This window comes from Bacteroides sp. 3_1_23 (assembly GCF_000162555.1).
Lineage (GTDB): Bacteria > Bacteroidota > Bacteroidia > Bacteroidales > Bacteroidaceae > Bacteroides > Bacteroides ovatus.
The window spans coordinates 393192-413695 of the sequence record NZ_GG774955.1; the positions used below are offsets into that span (position 1 = coordinate 393192).

General features: G+C 44.0%; 10 protein-coding genes. 9 read left to right on the forward strand and 1 reads right to left on the reverse strand.

What is annotated here, in order from left to right:
* Positions 1-12 precede the first annotated feature (12 nt).
* From HMPREF9010_RS05140 to HMPREF9010_RS05110, 9 genes are read left to right on the forward strand one after another with little or no spacing between them, the layout of a single operon-like run.
* A complete protein-coding gene (locus HMPREF9010_RS05140; protein WP_008650719.1) occupies positions 13-1818 on the forward strand; it encodes a DUF5123 domain-containing protein in 1806 nt (601 codons plus the stop codon).
* Positions 1819-1852: 34 nt separating this feature from the next.
* Positions 1853-2146: a BACON domain-containing protein gene (locus HMPREF9010_RS26615; protein ID WP_032852881.1), complete on the forward strand. Its 294-nt coding sequence runs from the start codon at positions 1853-1855 to the stop codon at positions 2144-2146.
* Between the two features lie 8 nt (positions 2147-2154).
* Positions 2155-4239: a BACON domain-containing protein gene (locus tag HMPREF9010_RS25030; RefSeq protein WP_232284370.1), complete on the forward strand. Its 2085-nt coding sequence runs from the start codon at positions 2155-2157 to the stop codon at positions 4237-4239.
* Between the two features lie 44 nt (positions 4240-4283).
* Entirely contained in the window at positions 4284-7496 is a 3213-nt protein-coding gene (locus tag HMPREF9010_RS05135) for a SusC/RagA family TonB-linked outer membrane protein (RefSeq protein WP_032849850.1), read from the forward strand.
* A 25-nt stretch (positions 7497-7521) separates the two neighbouring features.
* Positions 7522-9423: a RagB/SusD family nutrient uptake outer membrane protein gene (locus HMPREF9010_RS05130; protein ID WP_004301526.1), complete on the forward strand. Its 1902-nt coding sequence runs from the start codon at positions 7522-7524 to the stop codon at positions 9421-9423.
* Positions 9424-9443: 20 nt separating this feature from the next.
* Positions 9444-11096 (forward strand): DUF5123 domain-containing protein, encoded by a 1653-nt coding sequence (locus HMPREF9010_RS05125; RefSeq protein ID WP_008650727.1) that lies wholly within the window; start codon positions 9444-9446, stop codon positions 11094-11096.
* A 55-nt stretch (positions 11097-11151) separates the two neighbouring features.
* Positions 11152-13008, forward strand: a complete 1857-nt coding sequence (locus tag HMPREF9010_RS05120; protein WP_004320964.1) for a fimbrillin family protein — start codon at positions 11152-11154, stop codon at positions 13006-13008.
* Between the two features lie 41 nt (positions 13009-13049).
* A complete protein-coding gene (locus tag HMPREF9010_RS05115; RefSeq protein ID WP_008650728.1) occupies positions 13050-15461 on the forward strand; it encodes a pectinesterase family protein in 2412 nt (803 codons plus the stop codon).
* A 26-nt stretch (positions 15462-15487) separates the two neighbouring features.
* Positions 15488-17062: a glycoside hydrolase family 28 protein gene (locus tag HMPREF9010_RS05110; protein WP_032852883.1), complete on the forward strand. Its 1575-nt coding sequence runs from the start codon at positions 15488-15490 to the stop codon at positions 17060-17062.
* Between the two features lie 819 nt (positions 17063-17881).
* Here HMPREF9010_RS05110 and xyl3A read toward each other — a convergent pair.
* Positions 17882-20473 carry a xylan 1,4-beta-xylosidase gene (xyl3A, locus tag HMPREF9010_RS05105; protein WP_008650730.1) on the reverse strand — a complete coding sequence of 864 codons (2592 nt, stop codon included), beginning with the start codon at positions 20471-20473 and terminating at the stop codon, positions 17882-17884.
* Positions 20474-20504 lie beyond the last annotated feature (31 nt).

The following is a 20504-nucleotide window of genomic DNA, read 5'->3' on the forward strand; positions in this document are numbered from 1 at the left end:
AACAGGAGTTATATGAGAAATATATTCTATTCACTGACGGGAATAATGCTCCTGTTGGGAATAACAGCTTGTTCGGAAGAAGAACGATATGCCACTTCGGTAGTAAAAGAGATACAACTGTTTCTGGATGACGAACCGTGGGCGGTGAACACAGGTGCCTCTAACAAACCCCTGTTTATCTATACAGCCGATGGTGAGTATGTAGCCAACTATTCGTCGCTTTATCGCTTTCAGTTGCCCAATGGGAGTTATAACATTATTTCTACCACACAATCCGATTCTATTCCCAGTCCGAAGAATCTGAATGATATTGTGATACATCAGGATCCGACGGCTAAAACAAAATATGCCATTTCGGCACCGGTGACGTATAAATCCCCGTTCGACGAACCGCTTAGTGTGCGTATGTACAATCGTACAGGTGTGCTTCGTCTGAAGTCTACCGATCGTAAATCGGATAAAAGCTACTCGAAATTACGCGCAGTCGTTTCTTCACCAATATCAGGATATAAACTATCGGATGCTACTTTTGTAAAAGCTCCGACAGATGTGCAACGCGAGAAAGAGACAACAACCGGTGGAGTGAACTACACCGATGACTTTGTATTGTTTCAAACGCAAAGCGAAGGCGGAACAGTATCTGTGCGTATCGACTATCTGGATAAGAATAATACGGTAGTCCAATCTAAAGCTATCGATGGCACATTCCCCATCTTGCCTGATGATACGGTACAAGTGGCGTTTGCACTGAACAACGTAGATGAACCGATCATACAAGATTACACTGTAACAATTGCTTCGGAAGGATGGAACGAAGAAGATATCAATCCGGAAGCTCCGATGAGAATTCCTGACGGATACAGATATGTAAGTCCGGAAGAGAACCTTGAATCAATCTGTAAATCAATGCTGGCGGATGCTTCTGTAAATGAGGTGAAACTTTTCCTGAAAGCGGGTGCTACCTATAAATTAGGTACACAGACCGAAATACCGAAAGCTCTCTACATCATGGGACAGGCACCGGGTGATGGTGAAGAATTGGCATTTATGGAAATGGGCAACATGAGTATCAACTGTCCTGATGCCATTATTGAAGCCTTCCACTTCGAGAATCTGAAAATAAAGGTGACAACTTCCGATTTCTTTAAGTTTAAAAACCAAGCTTTCCATGTATCTACTATCTCTTGGAAGAACTGTGAAATCAGCGATTTGGTACGTACAATGTGGTATCAGGAAGTAGATGCTGCACAGAAACAGATTGCCGATCATATTGTGATTGAGAATTGTCGTTTCTTAGGTTTGAATTCCGGTGGAAGTGGCCTGTTCGGTCTTTCTACCAAGCAGGACGCGCCGGTACACAACTTTGTGTTCAAGAACTCTACGTTCCATGCCAACAATCTGACAAGAGCTTTGATAACCGGTTTGGGTAGTATGACAGGCGAATTGAATGTGACAATAGAGAATTGTACATTTGTGAGTATGGCTCCTGCTGCAATGACCTTCTTCGACTTAAACCCGAAGAATACCTCTTCATTCCACTTAGTTGTCCGTAATAATCTCTTTAGTGGTGTTTGTGAAGTCGGACAGGGAACTTGGTTCACTACAAGAAACGTCACAAGCAAGACTTTCGAGAATAACTATCGCACCAATGGCTTTGTAGTGGCTAACTGGGGAGTTGATACTGCTGAAATACCGGTAGAAACAGCTCTCCCTATGGAAACACTCTTCAAAGATGTGGCTGGTAGAGATTTCACTATTACCGATAAAAACTCCGAAGTATATACAAATGGAATTGGTGATCCGCATTGGATTAAATAATCAATAGAGTATTAACAATATAAAGATATAAAACATGAGATATTTTCTATTCATATTATTGGTAGGATTGTTGAGCGCATGTAGTTCGGACGACGAATCTAATGCGGGTGCAACAGCTGCCAAACTGGAAGTGTCGAAGAATGAGGTGAAGTTGAGTAACGTAGACGGTTCGTTTACAATCAACGTAACGGCTACCTCTACATGGACTGCCGAAGTGACCTCGACAGGCGACTGGTTGACTATATCAAAAAGCTCCGGAGAGGGGAATGGTGATCTCCGTTTGTTTTTACCGAGAATACAGACGGCCCCAAGCGCACCGGAACAGTAAAAGTATCAATGTCGGGTGCAGGCTCGACATTGGAACAAGAGATTAGCGTAGAGCAACTGGGGGCCGATCCCGATATTTTGTTTGATTATTCATCAGCCCCTTTGTCATTCCGGGGAGGTACATTCACCTGCAAAGTAGTGGCAAATGTGGAATGGGAACTGGAGATAGCAGCAGAGTACGACTGGATCAAGTTGAAGGAAGCAACTCCCAGAACCCGCAGTTTTGTGACGGATGAAGTAACATTTGCCGTAGATGCAAATGCAAACAAAACCAGAACAGCCGTCCTGATATTCAAATCCGTAGGAGATTATACATTGCAGCGTGTCCTGAAAGTGACACAAGACGGTGTAAGCGGTGAGGTGACGATAGAACAGGATGAGTATATCATTCCTTATAAATGTCCTAAACTGGTTATCTCGGCTCCGCAAGGAGAAAACCCGGTAGATTACGATGCTGTAATATCCGAGAGTTGGATTACGCAGGATAAGAAAAACTCTACTGCCAATGAAGTCGTATTGAATATCGAAAATAATGAAACAGTCTTTCCACGTACAGCAACGGTAGAGATGTTGGATAAAGTAATTACCATCTTCCAATATGGTAAACCCGATACAAGCATCGGTGACGATCATTCTACTTCTATACTCGCTTTCCCGGGTGCCGAAGGTGGCGGTCGTTTTACTACCGGTGGTCGTGGCGGCGAAATCTATCGTGTGACCACGCTGGCAGATTATAACAAAAACGAAACCCCTATTGAGGGCAGTTTACGCTACGGAATTGAGAAATCCAACCAACCACGCACCATCATTTTTGATGTATCCGGTATCATCGAACTGAAAAGAGGGCTGTATCTGAATGAATATCCTAATTTGAGTATCATTGGTCAGACCGCACCGGGCGACGGTATCACATTGAAGAATTACAACTTCACCTTTAACCTGTCGAAAGATCCGGCTATTGGTGCAGGTGGCAGTCTGAATGCTATTGTTCGTTTCTTGCGTTGCCGTCCGGGCGATCAGTTTGCCGATTATGGAGAAGATGCGATTGGCGGACGCTATTTCAAAGATGCCATTATCGACCATATTACAGCCGGATGGAGTGTGGATGAAACACTGACTTTCTATGGCGTACAGAACTTCACGGCACAATGGTGTATCGCTTCTGAAAGTATGAACCTGTCTAACCATGCCAAGGGTGCTCATGGTTATGGTGCTATGTTTAGTGGAGATAATGCTTCTTTCCACCACATACTGTTAGCACACCACGGTAGCCGCTGCCCGCGTATCTCCGATTTGTCTGCTCCCGGTACACAAGAATCTTATGACTTTACCGGATATTTCGATGTGAGGAATAATGTCTACTACAACTGGAGTGGAAGAGGACAAGGCAGTTATGGCGGAAAGTATGCTGCTTTCAACCTGACCAACTGCTATTATAAACCGGGGCCAGCTACCGGAACAAACAACCGTTCTTACCGTATCCTGTCAAGTGATCCTACTGCCAGAGCTTATATCAATGGCAATTATGTGTTAGGTAACACAGGTGTCACGGCTGATAACTGGACAGAGGGTGTTTGGGGACAATTCGATTCTTCACTGGGTACGGTTCCTGAAGCAGAAAAGCAAGCTATGAAGATGGCAGATTACCAACCTTTCAGCAAACTGACCAGTCACACGGCTGAACAAGCTTACGATAAAGTATTGGAATATGCCGGAGCTTCTTTGCGTAGAGATGTGATAGATCAGCGTATCGTTCGCGAAGTAAAGAATGGTACTTACACCTATATCGGTTCCAAACCCGAAGAAGACGGCAAAGCCAAGCAACCCGGTATCATTGATACAGTATCAGATACTGAAGGTTACATTAAGGTGAAGTCGTTGAATCCTTGGCCTGATACGGATGGTGATGGAATTCCTGATATTTGGGAAGAAGCTTACGGGTTGAATCCTAACGATCCGAGTGATGCACAAAAAATCAGTTCGTCGGTTGATCCTAACGGACGCTATCCGAACATCGAAGTTTATTTCCACAACCTGGTTCAGCACATTATCTATTATCAGAACCAAGGCGGAATAGTAATGGAAAAGAAATAAAGGTGTGGAGCAAATAAATCTATTTACAATAAAAGCATAGAATGATGAATAAAATAATCATAAGCATATTTATCCTGCTGTGGGTAGCAGTGGGTGCTATGGCACAGACTGCTACCGTGACCGGTACGGTGACCGACGATATGGGGCCGGTAATTGGTGCCACAGTAACGGTGCAAGGCACTTCAATAGGTGCAACGACCGATTTGGATGGTAAATTTACATTGACCAGTGTGCCCAATGTAGCCAAGGCCGTGTTGATAGTTCGCTATGTAGGTATGGAAGAAGCAAAAGAACCGTTGAAAGGACGTACCTCGAACATTAATATCCACATGAAAGAAGCTGTCGGAATGTTGGACGACGTAGTCGTAATCGGCTATGGTACGCAGAAAAGAGGTAACCTGACCGGTTCTATCGCCAGCGTATCCGGCAAGATATTGGAGAAAGTACAGACCACTTCTGCTGCTGAAGCCATCGTCGGTAAACTGCCGGGTGTGCAGGTGACAGCTGTAGACGGTTCGCCGGATGCTGAAATTAAGATTTTGGTACGTGGTGGCGGTTCTATTACACAAGATAACAGTCCGCTTATCATATTGGACGGATTTGAAGTAAGCAGTCTGAACGATGTTCCACCTACCGATATTGAATCTATCGAGGTCTTGAAAGATGCGGCTTCCACAGCTATCTATGGTGCGCGTGGTGCCAACGGTGTAATCTTGGTGACAACCAAACGTCCTGTTGAAGGACGGGTTGTCATTAGCCTGAACACTTATGTGCAGACCAAAGAACTTTCCAACAAACTGGATGTGATGGACCCTTACGAATTTGTATTGATGCAATATGAAAATGCGCGTCAGAAAAGCTCTAATCCTACAGCTTTTAATAATAAGTATGGACATGCTTACGAACACTACATCTATCAGGGAAATGCCGGAACTGACTGGCAGGACGAGGTGTTCGGTTCCAATCCGGTGGCCAAATATGTAGACCTTAGTGTGAATGGCGGTACGGAGAAAGCCAAATATAAACTATCCTTTATCCATCAGGACCAACCGAGTGTGATGGTAGGCAACGGACTGAAACAAAACAATATGAACGCTTCTTTCAACTTCAAACCTTTTAAATTCCTGACGTTGGAATACCGCACGCGTTTGTTGCATAAGGAAGTAGATGGATCCGGTACGGAAGGCGTTAGTTTGTTGACTGCTTTGCGTGAAAAACCGACTAAGGGTCTGGATGAATATATGAAACTTCCCGAAGACGATACGTATTTCGATCCCGATCAACTGGAAGAGGAAACTCTTTTTGATCCCAAAGAAGAATCGAAAAGAAATTATAAAAAGAGAATCAACAAGTCGCTCAATACGATGGGAGCCGTGACCTGGGATATTATGAAGGGTATGACTTTCCGTAGTGAATTTGGTTTCGAGAATAACTCTGAAGAACAACGCCGTTTCTGGGGTATGGAGACCAGTAAAGCTCGTAGCAACAATAACCAGCCGGTGGCGGAATGGAGCATGAAACAAGGTACCAAGTGGCAGCTTACCAACGTGTGGAACTACAACTTTATGCTAAAAGAAGCACATGATATCCGTCTGATGTTGGGACAGGAAATCAAGCATAACCAGACTACTACCAAAACTTACTCTACTCGTTTTTTTCCGGAAAATATCACGGCAGAAAAGGTCTTTGATAATTTGTCGCTGGGTACTCCTTACGAGAACTCCTCGTCAGCGGCCTCTCCCTCTCGTATTTCTTCATTCTTTGGCCGTATCAACTATGGCTATAATGATAAATACCTCGCTACGGTAACGCTGCGTGCCGATGGTTCTTCCAAGTTTGCCAAAGGTAACCGTTGGGGATTCTTCCCGGCAGGAGCGTTGGCATGGCGTATCTCTAACGAAGACTTTTTGAAAGATAATCAGGTCGTATCCAACTTAAAGTTGAGATTAAGCTACGGTTCTTCCGGTAACGACCGTATCGATGCCGACCTTTATCAGAAATTGTATGGGGTAAGCAGTTCCCGTCCTGCCGGATGGGGAGAAGTCAGCCACTATTACTATAACTTCTATAACTCTAAATATGTGTACAATCCTGATGTGAAATGGGAAACCACCATCACACGTAACATTGGTATTGACTTCGGTTTCTTTAAAGAACGCCTTAGCGGTACGATTGATGTGTACTGGAATACAGTCAAAGATTTGCTGGTGCCTTCGGATATTCCAGGTTACACAGGCTACACTAAACTGATGACCAATGTGGGACAGACATCCAATCGGGGTATAGAACTTCAACTGAATGCCTGGCTGATAGAAACGAAAGACTTCTCACTGAACGCCACATTCAATATCGGTCATAATAAAAACAAGATTGATAAACTGGCAAGTGGTGAAAAAGAATGGATTCTCACTTCGGCCTGGAGAAATGACGTCGTGAACTCTGATGATTATCGTGCCTATGTGGGTGGTACCAGTGGTTTGATTTACGGTTATGTCAATGATGGATTCTATACCGTAGCCGATTTTGAATCTTTCGACTCCAAATCCAGAACATGGAAACTGAAAGAAGGAGTGGTAGATTCAAGCCCATTGTCCGACACTCCGCGTCCCGGTAATGCCAAGTTCAAGAAACTCACTCCGGTAGATCCCAACAGCACCAATCCTTATCAGCTGACAGAAGCCGACCGTACTGTTATTGGCAACACTACTCCGAAATTCTCGGGAGGTTTTGGTCTGAATGCTACTTATAAAGGATTTGATATGAGTATGTTCTTCAACTTTATGTATGATTTTGATGTACTGAATGCCAACAAAATTATGCTGACCACTTGGGCGGACAATAAAGAGAACAACTTCCTGATGGACATCGCTTCAGATAAACGCTGGCGTAACTTCGACGACATGGGTAATGAGATCCGTTACAGTCCGGAAGTACTGGCAGAATTCAATAAGAATGCTACCATGTGGAATCCCACTTCCATCGGACGCCCCATCTGTATGTCGTATGCCGTGGAAGACGGTTCATTCCTGCGTCTTAATTCAGCTACCCTCGGTTACACCTTACCAAGTGTGTGGACGAAGAAAGTCGGTTTGAGTAAAGTGCGTTTCTATGTATCGGGCAATAATCTGTTTACCCTTACCGGATATAGTGGTTATGATCCGGAGGTGAACATCGCTACCGGTTTGACACCGAACATTGATTATAACCGTTATCCGCGTAGCCGTACCTATACATTTGGTGCACAGTTGACTTTTTAATTGAAATCTATAAAATGAAAGAACAATGAATAAGAAACTAATATACTCACTCATTGCCGGAACTATGTTCACTTTGACGTCTTGCGATGATTTTCTTGATGTGCAGCCCGCCTCCGGCTTTACTCCCGAGTACATATTTTCCAGCGAATCGGAGATGAAAGCGTTGATGACCCGTATCTACTCTTCCATGACGGAAGACGGATTGTACGGAAGTAACCTTGCCAGCGGTTTGAATACGAATACCGATGTGGAAATGAGTTCGTTCAAGAACAACACTGTCAGTACCAATGGCTCGGATATAGGCTGCTTTGATTCCCGTCCCACCTGGTCGGTATTGAACGCTACTTGGAACAATATCTATTATGCTATCAATTATGCCAACGACTTTTTGCAGGCTGTGCAGGAGTCACCATTGTTTTCCGATAAAGTAACAGGTGATACTCCTTCCGAAACACAACAGATGTATGGAGAAGTGAAAACTCTTCGTGCCATGCTCTATCTGGACTTGATCCGTACATGGGGAGATGTAGTGTTTATTATCAAACCAACGGAAGCGACCGATGACTTCTTCAGTCTGGGTACTACCGACCGCAATGTCATTCTGGAATATCTGATTGATGACTTGATAGCTGTAGAACCGATGATGAAATATGCAGTCGATTTGGATTATGGCGTAGAACGTGCTTCACGCGAATATTGCCAGTCGCTTATCGGACAGTTGGCTCTCTATCGGGGTGGTTGGACTCTTCGTGCCGACAAAGAAGATGTGACTCACGTAGGTTACATGGAACGAGGTGATAACTTTGAACATTATTATGAGATTGCCATCACTTATCTGGGGAAGGTAATCAAAGAAAGCAAACACGACTTGACTCAAAGTTTTGAAAACTTGTGGGTAAATGAATGTAACTGGAAGACTGCCAACAACGATGATGTCATGTTCGCTGTTCCGATGCTGAAAAGTGTCACCAGTCGTTATGGCTATAATATCGGTGTTACTATTGCAGAAGGTAAGCACTCTTATGGCAGCGCCCGCAACTATGTAACTTTCTGCGGTACGTATGTTTATTCGTTTGATAAGGATGATTTGCGTCGTGATATGACTTGTGTACCTTATAAATATGATAAAGACCTGAATCAGGAGATTGATATGGGAGTGACTGGTATGGGTGTTGGTAAATGGTCCAAACTCTATATGCAGTCTCCGCTGGGTGCTTCCAGTGGTTCTAATACAGGTATCAACAGTGTACGTATGCGTTTTGCAGATGTTTTGCTGATGTATGCTGAAGCAGTCAATGAACTTTACGGACCGCGTGACGATGCCAAAGAAGCACTGAAGCGTGTTCGCCGCCGTGCTTTCGATGCGGCTCAATGGACGGATAAAGTAGAAAGTTATGTAGAGAGCCTGACTAATGAAGCAGATTTCTTCCAAGCAGTCATGGATGAGCGTAAATGGGAGTTTGGTGGTGAAGGTATTCGTAAATACGATCTTGCGCGTTGGAATAAATATGGTGAAGTTATCTACAATCTTTATAACGAGATGACTAATTGGGGATTGGTAGCTAACGGAGCTTACGTACCAGGCATTGAGAAAGTACCGTCTAATATCTATTACAAGCAAGTGACGGACCCTGAACATTCTGATAGAAAGGTATTAGACATTGTAGGTATTGACGAATATGGTCCCGGTGTAGGTCGCCCTGCCGGTTACACAGTATTGGAGTATGCGTTGGGATGGAGAGTGTTGAACAAAGAAACACAGCTTTATGAAACGTTGGATGCTATTTCATGGAGTTTCCGTGGATTTATCAACAAGAACAACGATCAATTAGTGAAACCTACCGATCCTGTGAGATACCTGTGTCCTTATCCTGCAAAGGTTATAACAGACCATCGCGGATTGATTCGGAACTATTATGGATACTAATCAGTAAAAAGACAAACGTTATGATAAAGTTATTACGAAAACTTGCAACGGCTATGCTGCCCGCACTCCTTTGCGGCACCCTGTTCATAGGCTGCGAGGCAGATGATAAATATACGAAAGTGGACGACCTGTTCCAGCCCCGGTTTGTATTGGAGAAACCGGAGGTGAAAGCAAACTCTGTGACATTGGTATGGTATAAAGTGAACGATGCTATCTCTTATACGGTACAACTACATCAGGATCAATATTATACCAGCTTGTTTATGGAGATAGAAACCACTGATCCTTATGTGTTTATCGATGATATTCCTTACGGAACTACTTTCTATATTCGTGTACGCAGTAATGCTGCCAACGCTACCAACAACTCGCAATGGAAATACACCAGTGCCTCTACTGAAGCTCGTCCGGAATATGCCCAACTGGTGGAAGATGTTTCCAAAACCGAAATTACGGAATCATCGGCTATCATTCGCTGGAAGAAAGACAATAAACAGAATCCGGTGGATAGTATAAGCATTATCCCTATGATGAATACGACACTGCCTGGTATTAGCCGCTATCTGACCATTGAAGAAATGATGCAGGGATTTGCCGAGGTGGATGGTTTAACGAAGAATACACTGTATGCTGTCAACCTGTATGATACCAGTAAACCGCGTAAATATGACAAACCTTATAATCAGGTAACGTTCCGTACGGCAGGCCCGTCGGCTATGTCCATACCGGTAGGCTTGGATGACGATTTATCTGCGATGTTGCTGAACAACGATGTCGATCCTGAAGTGCCCGAAGGTACAGAATACTATTTGCCTGCAGGTTCTTCTTACCGCGTCACTCCGTTCGCTTTGATGAAAGGCTTCCGTTTGGTCGGTAGTCGTGATGGAGTTAAACCTATTGTTGTTTTGGAAGGTAGTTGGAGTATTGCAGAGGGTTCTTACCTCTCCAGTCTGGAGTTTGATAATATTGAATTCCGTCATGAAGCAAACAATAACTACTTTATGAATACCAGCAAGGCATACACAATAGAGAATGTCAGCTTTGTAAATTGCGATTTCATAAGTCTTCGCCGAGGTTTCTGGCGCCATCAGTCCGCTAATGCCAAGTACATTATGAATCTGGAAATGGAAGGATGCCGTTTCGAAGGTTGTGGATGGCAAACAAGTGCTTATGGTGCATTTAATCTTCAGTCTTTCGACAAAGATAACGGAGTTTCTTATGACCAGGTAGACCGTGCAATCTTCCGCAACTGTACATTTAGCAACGACAATGATGGAACCAATGGTTATGGCTGGGGTAACCTTTTCTATGCTCCTTATATGGATAAACCTATCGACCTGGAATATAAGAATGTAACTATTTACAACTACAGCCGTAATCAACGTCTGATTAACATTGAATCTGCCGTAGGTTCTAAATTGGTAATGGAAGGTATCTTGTTGGCATCCCCTTGCGGTGACTTGTTTGCTATCGGTGCTAACACTACTACTACATTCTCTAATAACTATACCACCGCAGACTATACATTGGGAGGTAAGAATATGAATGCGACCGATTTGAAAATTACGGCAGTCGAACTGTTTGCCGATCCGGCTAATGGAGACTTGACGATTAAGGATACCTCTTCTCCGATTGTAAGCAACCGTGCCGGTGATACTCGTTGGTTGCCTTAAATTTAAATTGAGAATATGAACTTACATGATTAAGAATAAATTAAAATATAATATTATGAATCTGAAACATTTATTTTTCTTAGCGGTTGCCGGAACGTTGGCAGTAGCTTGTAGTGAAGTTAATGAAAATTCTCTTACTGATGGCGATGGTCAAAGAATGCTTCGCACTATCAGTTCGGGCAACGACCGTTTCACTACACGATTGAATAGCGAAACCAGTGAATGGGAGAACGGTGATGCTATTGGTATATATATGTTCGATACGGAAGATAAGAATGTGTTGAACGATGCCCTTAACGTGAAATATACGACGATTGGCGAGGGGCTTACGGCGAACTTCTCGTCCGATCCCGGAATAGCAATCTATGATATGCCTACGAATTTCGTAGCCTATTATCCGCATACTACATCTGCAGATGTTATTGATGCCACAGCAGCACTTTATAAAGTAGATGTAAGCGATCAGTCTGACGGTATCTCTGCCCACGATTTAATGTGGGCAAAGGCTGCCAACCAGTCAACGGAATCATTGTTGGCAGGTGGATTGGCATTCACTTTCCATCATAAGTTAGTGCTTCTACGTGTTAAGATTACGAATGAAAACGTGTCGAATGTGACAAGTATAACGGTAGGGGGGATGAATACCACAGCTACTTTCAGCCTGATAGACGGGAAATTGACTAACATGGATACGCAGAAGTCTATTTCCCTGCAGAAAACAGGAGATAAATCTTTTATTGGTATCATGTTGCCTGCTGAAGAGTTGATAAATAAAATGTCGCTCACTATCATGGCAGACGGTGGTAAGTATCAGTACACAGTGCCTGAAGGCAGCAAGATAGATAAGTTTGTTGCAGGCTATGAGTATACCTTCAATATCAATGTAGGAAAAGAGACTAGCGGAGAAATAGGCGGTGGTTCCGGCAGCAACACACCTTGGGGTGATGGTGGCAGCGAGGATGGCGACGGTGATAAAGTTTCAGAGAATGAAGCAATTCCTGCTGATTATGCTCAAAAAGCGATTAATGCAGAAACAAACCTGTCGACAATATTGTCCGGTGCTTCCGGTAAAGTTGCGTTAGTATTTGCTGCCAATGCAGAAGGTTATACCTTTAGCGATGCAATGGTAGTGCCCGAAGCTGTAACAGAGTTGTTACTGATTGGTGATACAGAAAAACAAGTGAAGATGAATCTGAAACAGATACAATATACCAGTCTTCAAAAGATAGCATTGAATAACTTAGATATTACAGGTGATAACTCAACCGCTCTGCTGACTAACAATGAAACTGCCCAACTCGCTACTGATGCTGTGGTAGATTTCAAGAAGTGTAACTTTAGTAACATGAAGACTGTTTGTGACTGGTCAACCGGAGATAACGGGGCACAAAACTTACTTTCTGCTGTAGTGATCGATGATTGTCTGTTTGCCAATATGCAAAATGTCTTCAACTATTATGGTTCTAAAGCAATCACTATCACTAACTCTACACTTTATAAAATGACAGAACGCGTCATTTACGTGAAAGATGCCAATAGTGTAGTTATCACTGTCGAAAATTGCACATTGGCAGATATGGCAAAGACTCCATTTGAAAGCCGATATGCGAATGGTAATCTCTATTATAAGAATAATATTTCGGCCTGCTTCGTTACAAGTAACCCTAACATAGGCTATAAAATGGATGTACGGGAATTCTCCGGTAACTATGCAGCGGCAGCTACCGAAGCCGGACAGATGCCTGTATTGAATGTACATGGAAAAGCAATTGATACCAATACTTTTCCTAATGCCTGGATAGATACGTCCAAAACAGTTACCGAACTGTTTGAAGATGCAGGAAACGGCAACTTCAAACTGAGAATTGATGCTCAAGTAGGTGACCCGCGTTGGTATAAGAATGTAAAATAACCATTGAATTACTCTTGTAATACTGATTAAACATTACAGTTATGAAATTATTTCATTCATTATTATATCCCTTGTTAGGTGGTTTGTTTTGCCTCTCTTGTTCGGATGATGAGCAAGATTCAGGTACAAAACAACCTACTACTGCGGGAGAGGTTACCTTCGGTGTAGACCTCACAGGTTTCTCAACCCGTGTCACCCAAGACGGATCGTCATGGAATGACGGAGATAAGATCGGAACATACGTATTGGATATGAAGACTCTTGAACCTGTCACAGAAGCAGCGAATGTACCTTATGTCTGCTCGGAAGAGGGTGCGTCGGTTTCTTTCACTTCCACTACACCGCTGAAAGTGCAAAATGATGGAACACCGGTGAAGTTTGTGGCATACTATCCGTATAATGCCGATGTACGTAATTTTAATTATCCCGTGCAACTGGCCGCTCAAGAAAGAGGAAGTACGGCGTGCGACTTACTATATGCTGCCACGAAAGAAGAATACACCTACTCTCCGGAGAACGAACCCCATATCTCATTAAACTTTACCCATCGTCTGGCAAAAGTGATTCTGAAGTTTGTGAATATGGAAAAAGAACCGTTGGAAGTAAGTGATGTACGGATTGAGGGGATGCAAACTGCCGCTTCATTCAATATACAAACAGATGTACTGACGGTTGACGAAAGCTCTGTTGCTACAATCAACCCTTATCACAATGCTACAACAGGATTCTACGAAGCTATCATTCTTCCATCGGCATTGACAGACAGCTATAAAGTGTCTTTCGTATTGGACGATAGAGAGAAAGAGTGGATATTTACTAATTTGGACATTGCTTTGCCGCAATTCCACAAAGGTTATAGCTACACATTCGCACTCTACATAGACGACAGCGGCTTTGTAGAGATGGGACGTCTTGAAAATGTGGAAGGTGGAAACTCATCAGCTCCCTGGGAAGACGGAAGCAGTGAGGACGGAACGGCCGAAGGTGACAAGACTCCTGTATCAGGATATGCCTTCACACCTGCCGACGGCACGCAGCAAGCACTAGCAGATACCGAACTGAAAATAACCTTTGAAGGCACTGCACCCGAACTTGGCACGAGTGGCTACATCCGTATCTATCGTATGAGCGATCATAAACAGGTAGACGAAATTAATATGGCAGAGCGCAGACAGTCTATTGTAGACGGTCAGACCCAACTGAATACGTGGATGGATATTATCGGCGTTACGCCTACCGGTTCTTCCGTCAGTCGTCGTATCGTCAATTATTATCCGGCACGGGTGGAAGGTAAGAGTTTCATTATCAAACCTCATCAACAGCGTTTGCAGCCCGACACCGAATATTATGTAACCATCGAACAGGCAGCTGTGAAGCAAACAGACTTCAAGGGAGTATATGGTCGTGCATGGACATTCAAGACGAAGCCGACACCAGCATTGAACGGACCGAACTATGAGGTGAAGATTAGTCACACCGACCCTAATGCTGACTTTTATACTTTGCAAGGTGCTATTGATTTCTGTGCGGCACATGTCGATTTGAATGCTGCCAAGACTTTCCGGATGGATGACGGTATCTATCAGGAGATTATCTACTTGCGCGATCAAAGCAATATCACCGTAAAAGGAAATGCCAGTGATAATACGGCTGTCAATATTCAATATGATAACAGCAATGATATTAACGGTGGTATAGGTGGTGGAACCAATATCGATCAGTTTGCTCCTGCGGGCACTATTGTACCTTCTTCCGGAGGGCGTTCGGTGGTGATACTGGATGGCAACAGTGATAAAATCCGCTTTGAAAATGTGACGATAGAGAATGCTTACGGTTGGACGCTGGGCAAAAATGGCCAGGCCGAGGCGCTCTATATTAACAACAAATCGGCAGCTTTCATCAATTGCCGTGTTTTGAGTTTCCAAGATACTTTGCTTCCGGGTGGCGGTTACAACTGGTTCAAAAATTGTTTCATAGCCGGAGCTACCGATTTCATCTGGGGGTCGGGTAAGGTGGTACTGTTTGAAGATTGTCAGATCCATGCACCTACCGGCACACGTGCTGTAATGCAGGCGCGGGTCAGGGCGGGTTACTTGGGATATGTATTCCTGAACAGCCGTTTCACGGTAGGCGAAGGCGTTACTAACTCTACTTTGATTTATCAGTTCGAGCCGGACAACCTGACCTTCTTGAATTGTACGTTTGCCGATGTGTATGGGCCCAACTTTGTAGGCGAGAATAAACCGCTGACTCCGGCTGTACCTACTGTTGCTACCGGTTGTAAACTATACAACTGCAAGACGGAATCGGGTTCCGATATTTACCAATCCATTCCGATGGCGGTGAGCAATACGGTATTGCAACTTAGTAAGGAACAGTATGACCAATATTTCGGTACGCGTGAAATCATCATGAGTTGGGATGGCTACACCGATGCGGCTTGGTTCAAATAATAAAATATTTAAGGTAAAAAGAGACAATGAGTAGATTGAATCAAATGGCTGGTTTGGCACCGGTCATCTTAGGACTATTTTGTGCTTGTCAGACTACTGCCAAGCAGGTGGATATGGAGACTGATTTGAAGGCGATGTATGCAGACCTTCCTTTCTCCATGCCCACGATAGAGCGTCCTGTCTTCCCCGATTATCAGGTGAACATCTGCGATTTCGGGGCAAAAAGTGATGGTGTGACGCTGAATACGGAGGCTATTAATAATGCAATCAAAGTGGTGCATGATAAGGGAGGTGGCAAGGTAGTCATTCCGGAAGGCTTGTGGTTGACAGGACCTATTGTTTTGCAGAGTAACGTCAATTTGCATGCGGAAAAGAATGCGTTGATTGTATTTAGTAGTGATACTTCATTATATCCGATCATCACCACTTCGTTTGAGGGACTGGATGCCAAACGTTGCCAGTCGCCTATCTCGGCAATGAATGCGGAGAACATAGCCATCACCGGTTATGGAGTTTTTGATGGGGCGGGGGATAGATGGCGTCCTGTGAAGAAGGATAAGATGACGGACAGGCAATGGAAGAATCTGGTGAACTCCGGCGGCAAGGTGGATGAAAACGGAAAGGTGTGGTATCCTAATGAAGGAGCGCTGAAAGCCTCTGTTCTCATGGCCGGCAGCGGAGATAAACGGACTGAAATCACGAGTGAAGAATGGGAAGATATGAAGAGTTGGTTGCGTCCCGTATTGCTAAGTATCGTGAAGAGCAAAAAGATTCTTCTGGAAGGTGTGACCTTCAAAAACTCTCCGAGTTGGTGTCTGCATCCCTTGTCGTGCGAGTCTTTGACATTGAATGATGTAAAGGTATTCAATCCCTGGTATTCACAAAACGGTGACGCGTTGGATGTGGAATCATGCAAGAATGTATTGATTGCCAACTGTTTCTTTGATGCGGGGGATGATGCTATCTGTCTGAAGTCGGGCAAAGACGAGGATGGCCGCAGAAGGGGCGAACCTTGTGAGAATATAATCGTGAGAAACAACACCGTTTTACATGGTCATGGCGGATTTGTGATTGGCAGTGAGATGTCCGGTGGTGTGAAAAACGTATATGTGTCCGAATGTTCTTTTATCGGTACGGATGTCGGCTTACGGTTTAAAAGTGCCCGTGGACGGGGTGGTGTCGTGGAGAATATTTATATCAATAATATAAATATGATTGATATTCCTAATGATGCTTTGATTGCCGACTTGTATTACGCGGCCAAAAGTGCTCCCAGTGAACCGGTTCCGAGTGTGAGTGAGGAGACGCCTGCTTTCAGAAACATCTATATCTCGGATGTGTTTTGCAGGGGAGCAGGACGGGCAGCTTATCTGAACGGACTTCCCGAAATGCCGATTGAGAATATTTCCATCAAGAATATGGTGGTTACAGGTGCGAAAGAGGGTATTGTTGTGAATAAAGTGGCAAAGCTCAACATTGAGAATGTAGAAATTGACACTCCCGATCAATCTATGATACAGATAGAAAATACAACGGGTATTACTATTAACGGAAAAGAGTTGGGAAACATTTCGGAGAAGCGGTTGCTGACCAAGAACTAACTATACTAATTGTTTTTATACTGTTTTTATTGTCAATCTGTCAGGACGGCAGTTAAAGGTATGAATTACAGTATAATACATGCTGACAATAGAAGCTGACAATAGGCTGACAATAAGAATTGAGAATTCTATTGTCAGCTTGTTTTTTATTGTTTGGCAAGTAAGGATACAAGTCTGTCCATTCGTACATTATAGTATTGATAGGCTGATGAGGCATATATCAATATGCCTATATCATTCATTGATACTTTCATATCATTATTAATATACCGATATAGTTATGCGGACATCTTGGAATTATTGTTTCAAGGTTTTGATGTAGCTGCATTAATATACCTGTACAGTTGAGTAAGTATGCCTGTATCGTTTGGTTAGTGTGCCTGTATAGTTGGACAAAGGTGTCGCTATCTTTACCTTCCCACGGTCGTGGTAATATCTTCTCACGGCTGTGGGAAGATCCTACCACAGCCATGGGGAGATATTGTCACGGCCGTGGAGAATTAACAATATCGGTGCTTTAGGGGAATAATAGCGGCACTCTGGTTGAACGATAACGGTGTCTTAGCGGAATAATGCAGGCTTGGTAAATAAGGGATAATAGCTGCATAGTGTAGTTTTAAACAATAATAGGCTGACAATAAAAGACGGAAATCTTTATTGTCAGCCTATTGTCAGCTTCTATTGTCAGTAGGTAATAGCTTGAAAACAATCACTTTATGAAGCCATATCTCTTGGCCTGACAATAAACCCCATTTTTTATAAATTCTCAATGTAGCCTAAGTTCAACTTAGCCTCAAATTATATATGGAATGGTATTACCTATTGAATCTGAATACTGCACGTTTGCAAGTCATTTTCATTTGAACTGTTTCCGTAAAGTATCTTATATGTTCCGCTTAAAGGACGTATGGTATTGGTCGCTGTATCAAACCATTCGAAAGAATCGTAAGGAAGCTCTATATTGACATTCTGCGTCTTACCTTTAGCAATGTTGACCCGTTGGAAACCACGAAGAGTTTTTTGTGGACCTCCTTTGTCGTCAGGACGGCAGATATACACTTGCACCACTTCTTCACCGTCTCTCTGTCCGACATTACTTACCGGGATAGTAAGGATCGCTTTTTCGCCTTTGGCTAGCTTCGATTGGTTCAGGGTAGCTTTTCCATAAGAGAAACGGGTATAACTTAAACCGTAGCCGAATGGATAAAGGGGAGTTTCTGTCATAAAACGATAGGTACGTCCTTTCATTGAATAATCTTCATAATCCGGTAATTGTTGTATGCTTTTATAGAAAGTGATAGGCAGACGTCCGGCAGGATTGTAATCTCCGAAAAGAACATCGGCAACGGCTGTTCCACCTGCCTGTCCGGGATACCATGCTTGTAGAATCGCATCACAACTTTGAGTTTCGGGTACGATAGCCATCGCCGAACCGGAGAAATTAACAAATACCGTTTTCTTTCCATTCTTTTTCAATAGAGCGAGCACTTCGCGCTGGATGGCGGGCAATTCGATTTCCGTACGGTCGCCACCTTTGAATCCGGGATCAGATACCCGCATCGATTCTCCTTCCAACAGGGGAGAGATACCTCCGGCGAAGATAACTACATCTGCATTTTTCAACTTGTTTAGGACTTCACGGGCATCCATTGGAGTCTGTTTAGCCAGATCGAAATGAAGTGTAGGGTTGTCTTTTACTTGAATAAAATGCAATTGAATGTCATAACTCTTTCCAGCTTCATAATTGAACGAATACAGGTTGGTGTGATTCTTGATATTGGTTGCTTCCGCTATCTGCTTGCCGTTGAGGAATAAGGTAACCCCTCCATTCGTCATCACGCGGAAAGTGGCGGCGCCGGAATCTGTCGGACGGAAAGTAGAACGATAGATGGCGGTGAAATTCTTCAGTCCCACACCCGGAGCAAACACGGTAGAACCTTCTGCGCTGAAATGGAAAGGAGTAGTCAGACGGTCGGTTGCGGCAATCTTACCTTTATATTCGCGGTTATTCCAATAGGTAGCGCTGAATCCGGCCTTTCCGTCGATGCTGCATTGGTTGAACAAGCTGTGCAGGGTGGTATCGTTCGTGTATCCGCACACAGGTTCGTAGATGATTTGTGCGTCGGGGAGCTTGGCGCGTATTCCTTCCAGTAAAGTTACGGTGTGTGAAGGGAAACCGTTGTAATTACCCCATTGCATCACCGAGTCGTTGGCGTTGGGGCCGATCACTGCGACTTTCATTTGACGGTTTAATGGAAGGATATTGTTCTTGTTTTGAAGCAATACCAGACTTTCATGCGCCATTTTCAGTGCCAGTTCTTTATGCTTGGGGCAGTTGATAACAGAATAAGGAATGTTACTCCACGGATGAGTCGGATTCATTTCTCCCAGTTCGAAGCGGGCTTTCAGCAATCTTTTGACTGATGTATTGATTTTCTCTTCCGAAATCAGACCTTTTTTCACGGCATCGGTGATACTTTTGAAGTTACCGCCACATTCGAGGTCTGTTCCGTTTAAAACAGCGTCGGCGGAAGCGTGGGCGGCATCGGGATGCGTTTCATGTTTTTTGCGTTGGAAGAAATCTCCGATTGCTCCGCAGTCGGTTACTACGATTCCTTTGAATCCCCAATCGTTACGGAGAATTTGGGTTAACAGACGATTGCTGCCACAGCAGGGATCGCCCTCAAAACGGTTGTAAGCGCACATCACTTCTTTCACTCCTGCCTTCTGTACCAGTTCTTTGAAAGCTGGAAGGTAAGTTTCCCATAAATCTCTGGGAGCAATGTTCTCTGCATTGAAGCTGTGGCGGTTCCATTCCGGTCCCGAGTGAACGGCAAAGTGTTTGGCGCAGGCGTGAAGTTTGTCATATTCGGCATCTTCCGGTCCTTGCAGACCTCTGACTGCCGCCATTCCCATGCGTCCGCTCAAATAAGGGTCTTCGCCGTATGTTTCCTGTCCCCGTCCCCAGCGAGGGTCGCGGAATATATTGACGTTGGGAGTCCACATGGTCAATCCCTGATAACGTTTATACTGTCCTCTTTCATTGAATTGGCGGTTCTTGGCGCGTGCTTCGTCGGATACGGCATCAAAGACTTCGTATAATAGTTCGTCGTTGAAAGAAGCGGCCATACCTATGGCTTGCGGAAAGACAGTAGCCAGTCCGGCACGGGCAACGCCATGAAGAGCCTCGTTCCACCATTCATACGGCTTAATACCAAGCCGGGGAATAGCCGGGGAATTGTTTTGCATCAACGCTACTTTTTCTTCTAATGTGAGGCGTTGAAGTAAATCGTCCGCCCGTTGTTCCGCAGTCAGCTTCGTGTCCTGATAGGGATACTTGCTGGGTTGTTGTGCCTGTACATTTACCCCTTGAATTCCGATAAGACAGGCAATGATCCATTGCTTTTTCATTTTCTAGTTTTTTGGGTTTTTAGATTTGAGA

Bases quoted from the DNA above. Each gene is read 5' to 3' on its own strand.
- HMPREF9010_RS05110 (WP_032852883.1), top strand. From the start codon at position 15,488: ATGAGTAGATTGAATCAAATGGCTGGTTTGGCACCGGTCATCTTAGGA.
- HMPREF9010_RS05125 (WP_008650727.1), top strand. From the start codon at position 9,444: ATGATAAAGTTATTACGAAAACTTGCAACGGCTATGCTGCCCGCACTC.
- HMPREF9010_RS26615 (WP_032852881.1), top strand. From the start codon at position 1,853: ATGAGATATTTTCTATTCATATTATTGGTAGGATTGTTGAGCGCATGT.
- HMPREF9010_RS05135 (WP_032849850.1), top strand. From the start codon at position 4,284: ATGAATAAAATAATCATAAGCATATTTATCCTGCTGTGGGTAGCAGTG.
- HMPREF9010_RS25030 (WP_232284370.1), top strand. From the start codon at position 2,155: ATGTCGGGTGCAGGCTCGACATTGGAACAAGAGATTAGCGTAGAGCAA.
- xyl3A (WP_008650730.1), bottom strand. From the start codon at position 20,473: ATGAAAAAGCAATGGATCATTGCCTGTCTTATCGGAATTCAAGGGGTA.
- HMPREF9010_RS05140 (WP_008650719.1), top strand. From the start codon at position 13: ATGAGAAATATATTCTATTCACTGACGGGAATAATGCTCCTGTTGGGA.
- HMPREF9010_RS05130 (WP_004301526.1), top strand. From the start codon at position 7,522: ATGAATAAGAAACTAATATACTCACTCATTGCCGGAACTATGTTCACT.
- HMPREF9010_RS05115 (WP_008650728.1), top strand. From the start codon at position 13,050: ATGAAATTATTTCATTCATTATTATATCCCTTGTTAGGTGGTTTGTTT.
- HMPREF9010_RS05120 (WP_004320964.1), top strand. From the start codon at position 11,152: ATGAATCTGAAACATTTATTTTTCTTAGCGGTTGCCGGAACGTTGGCA.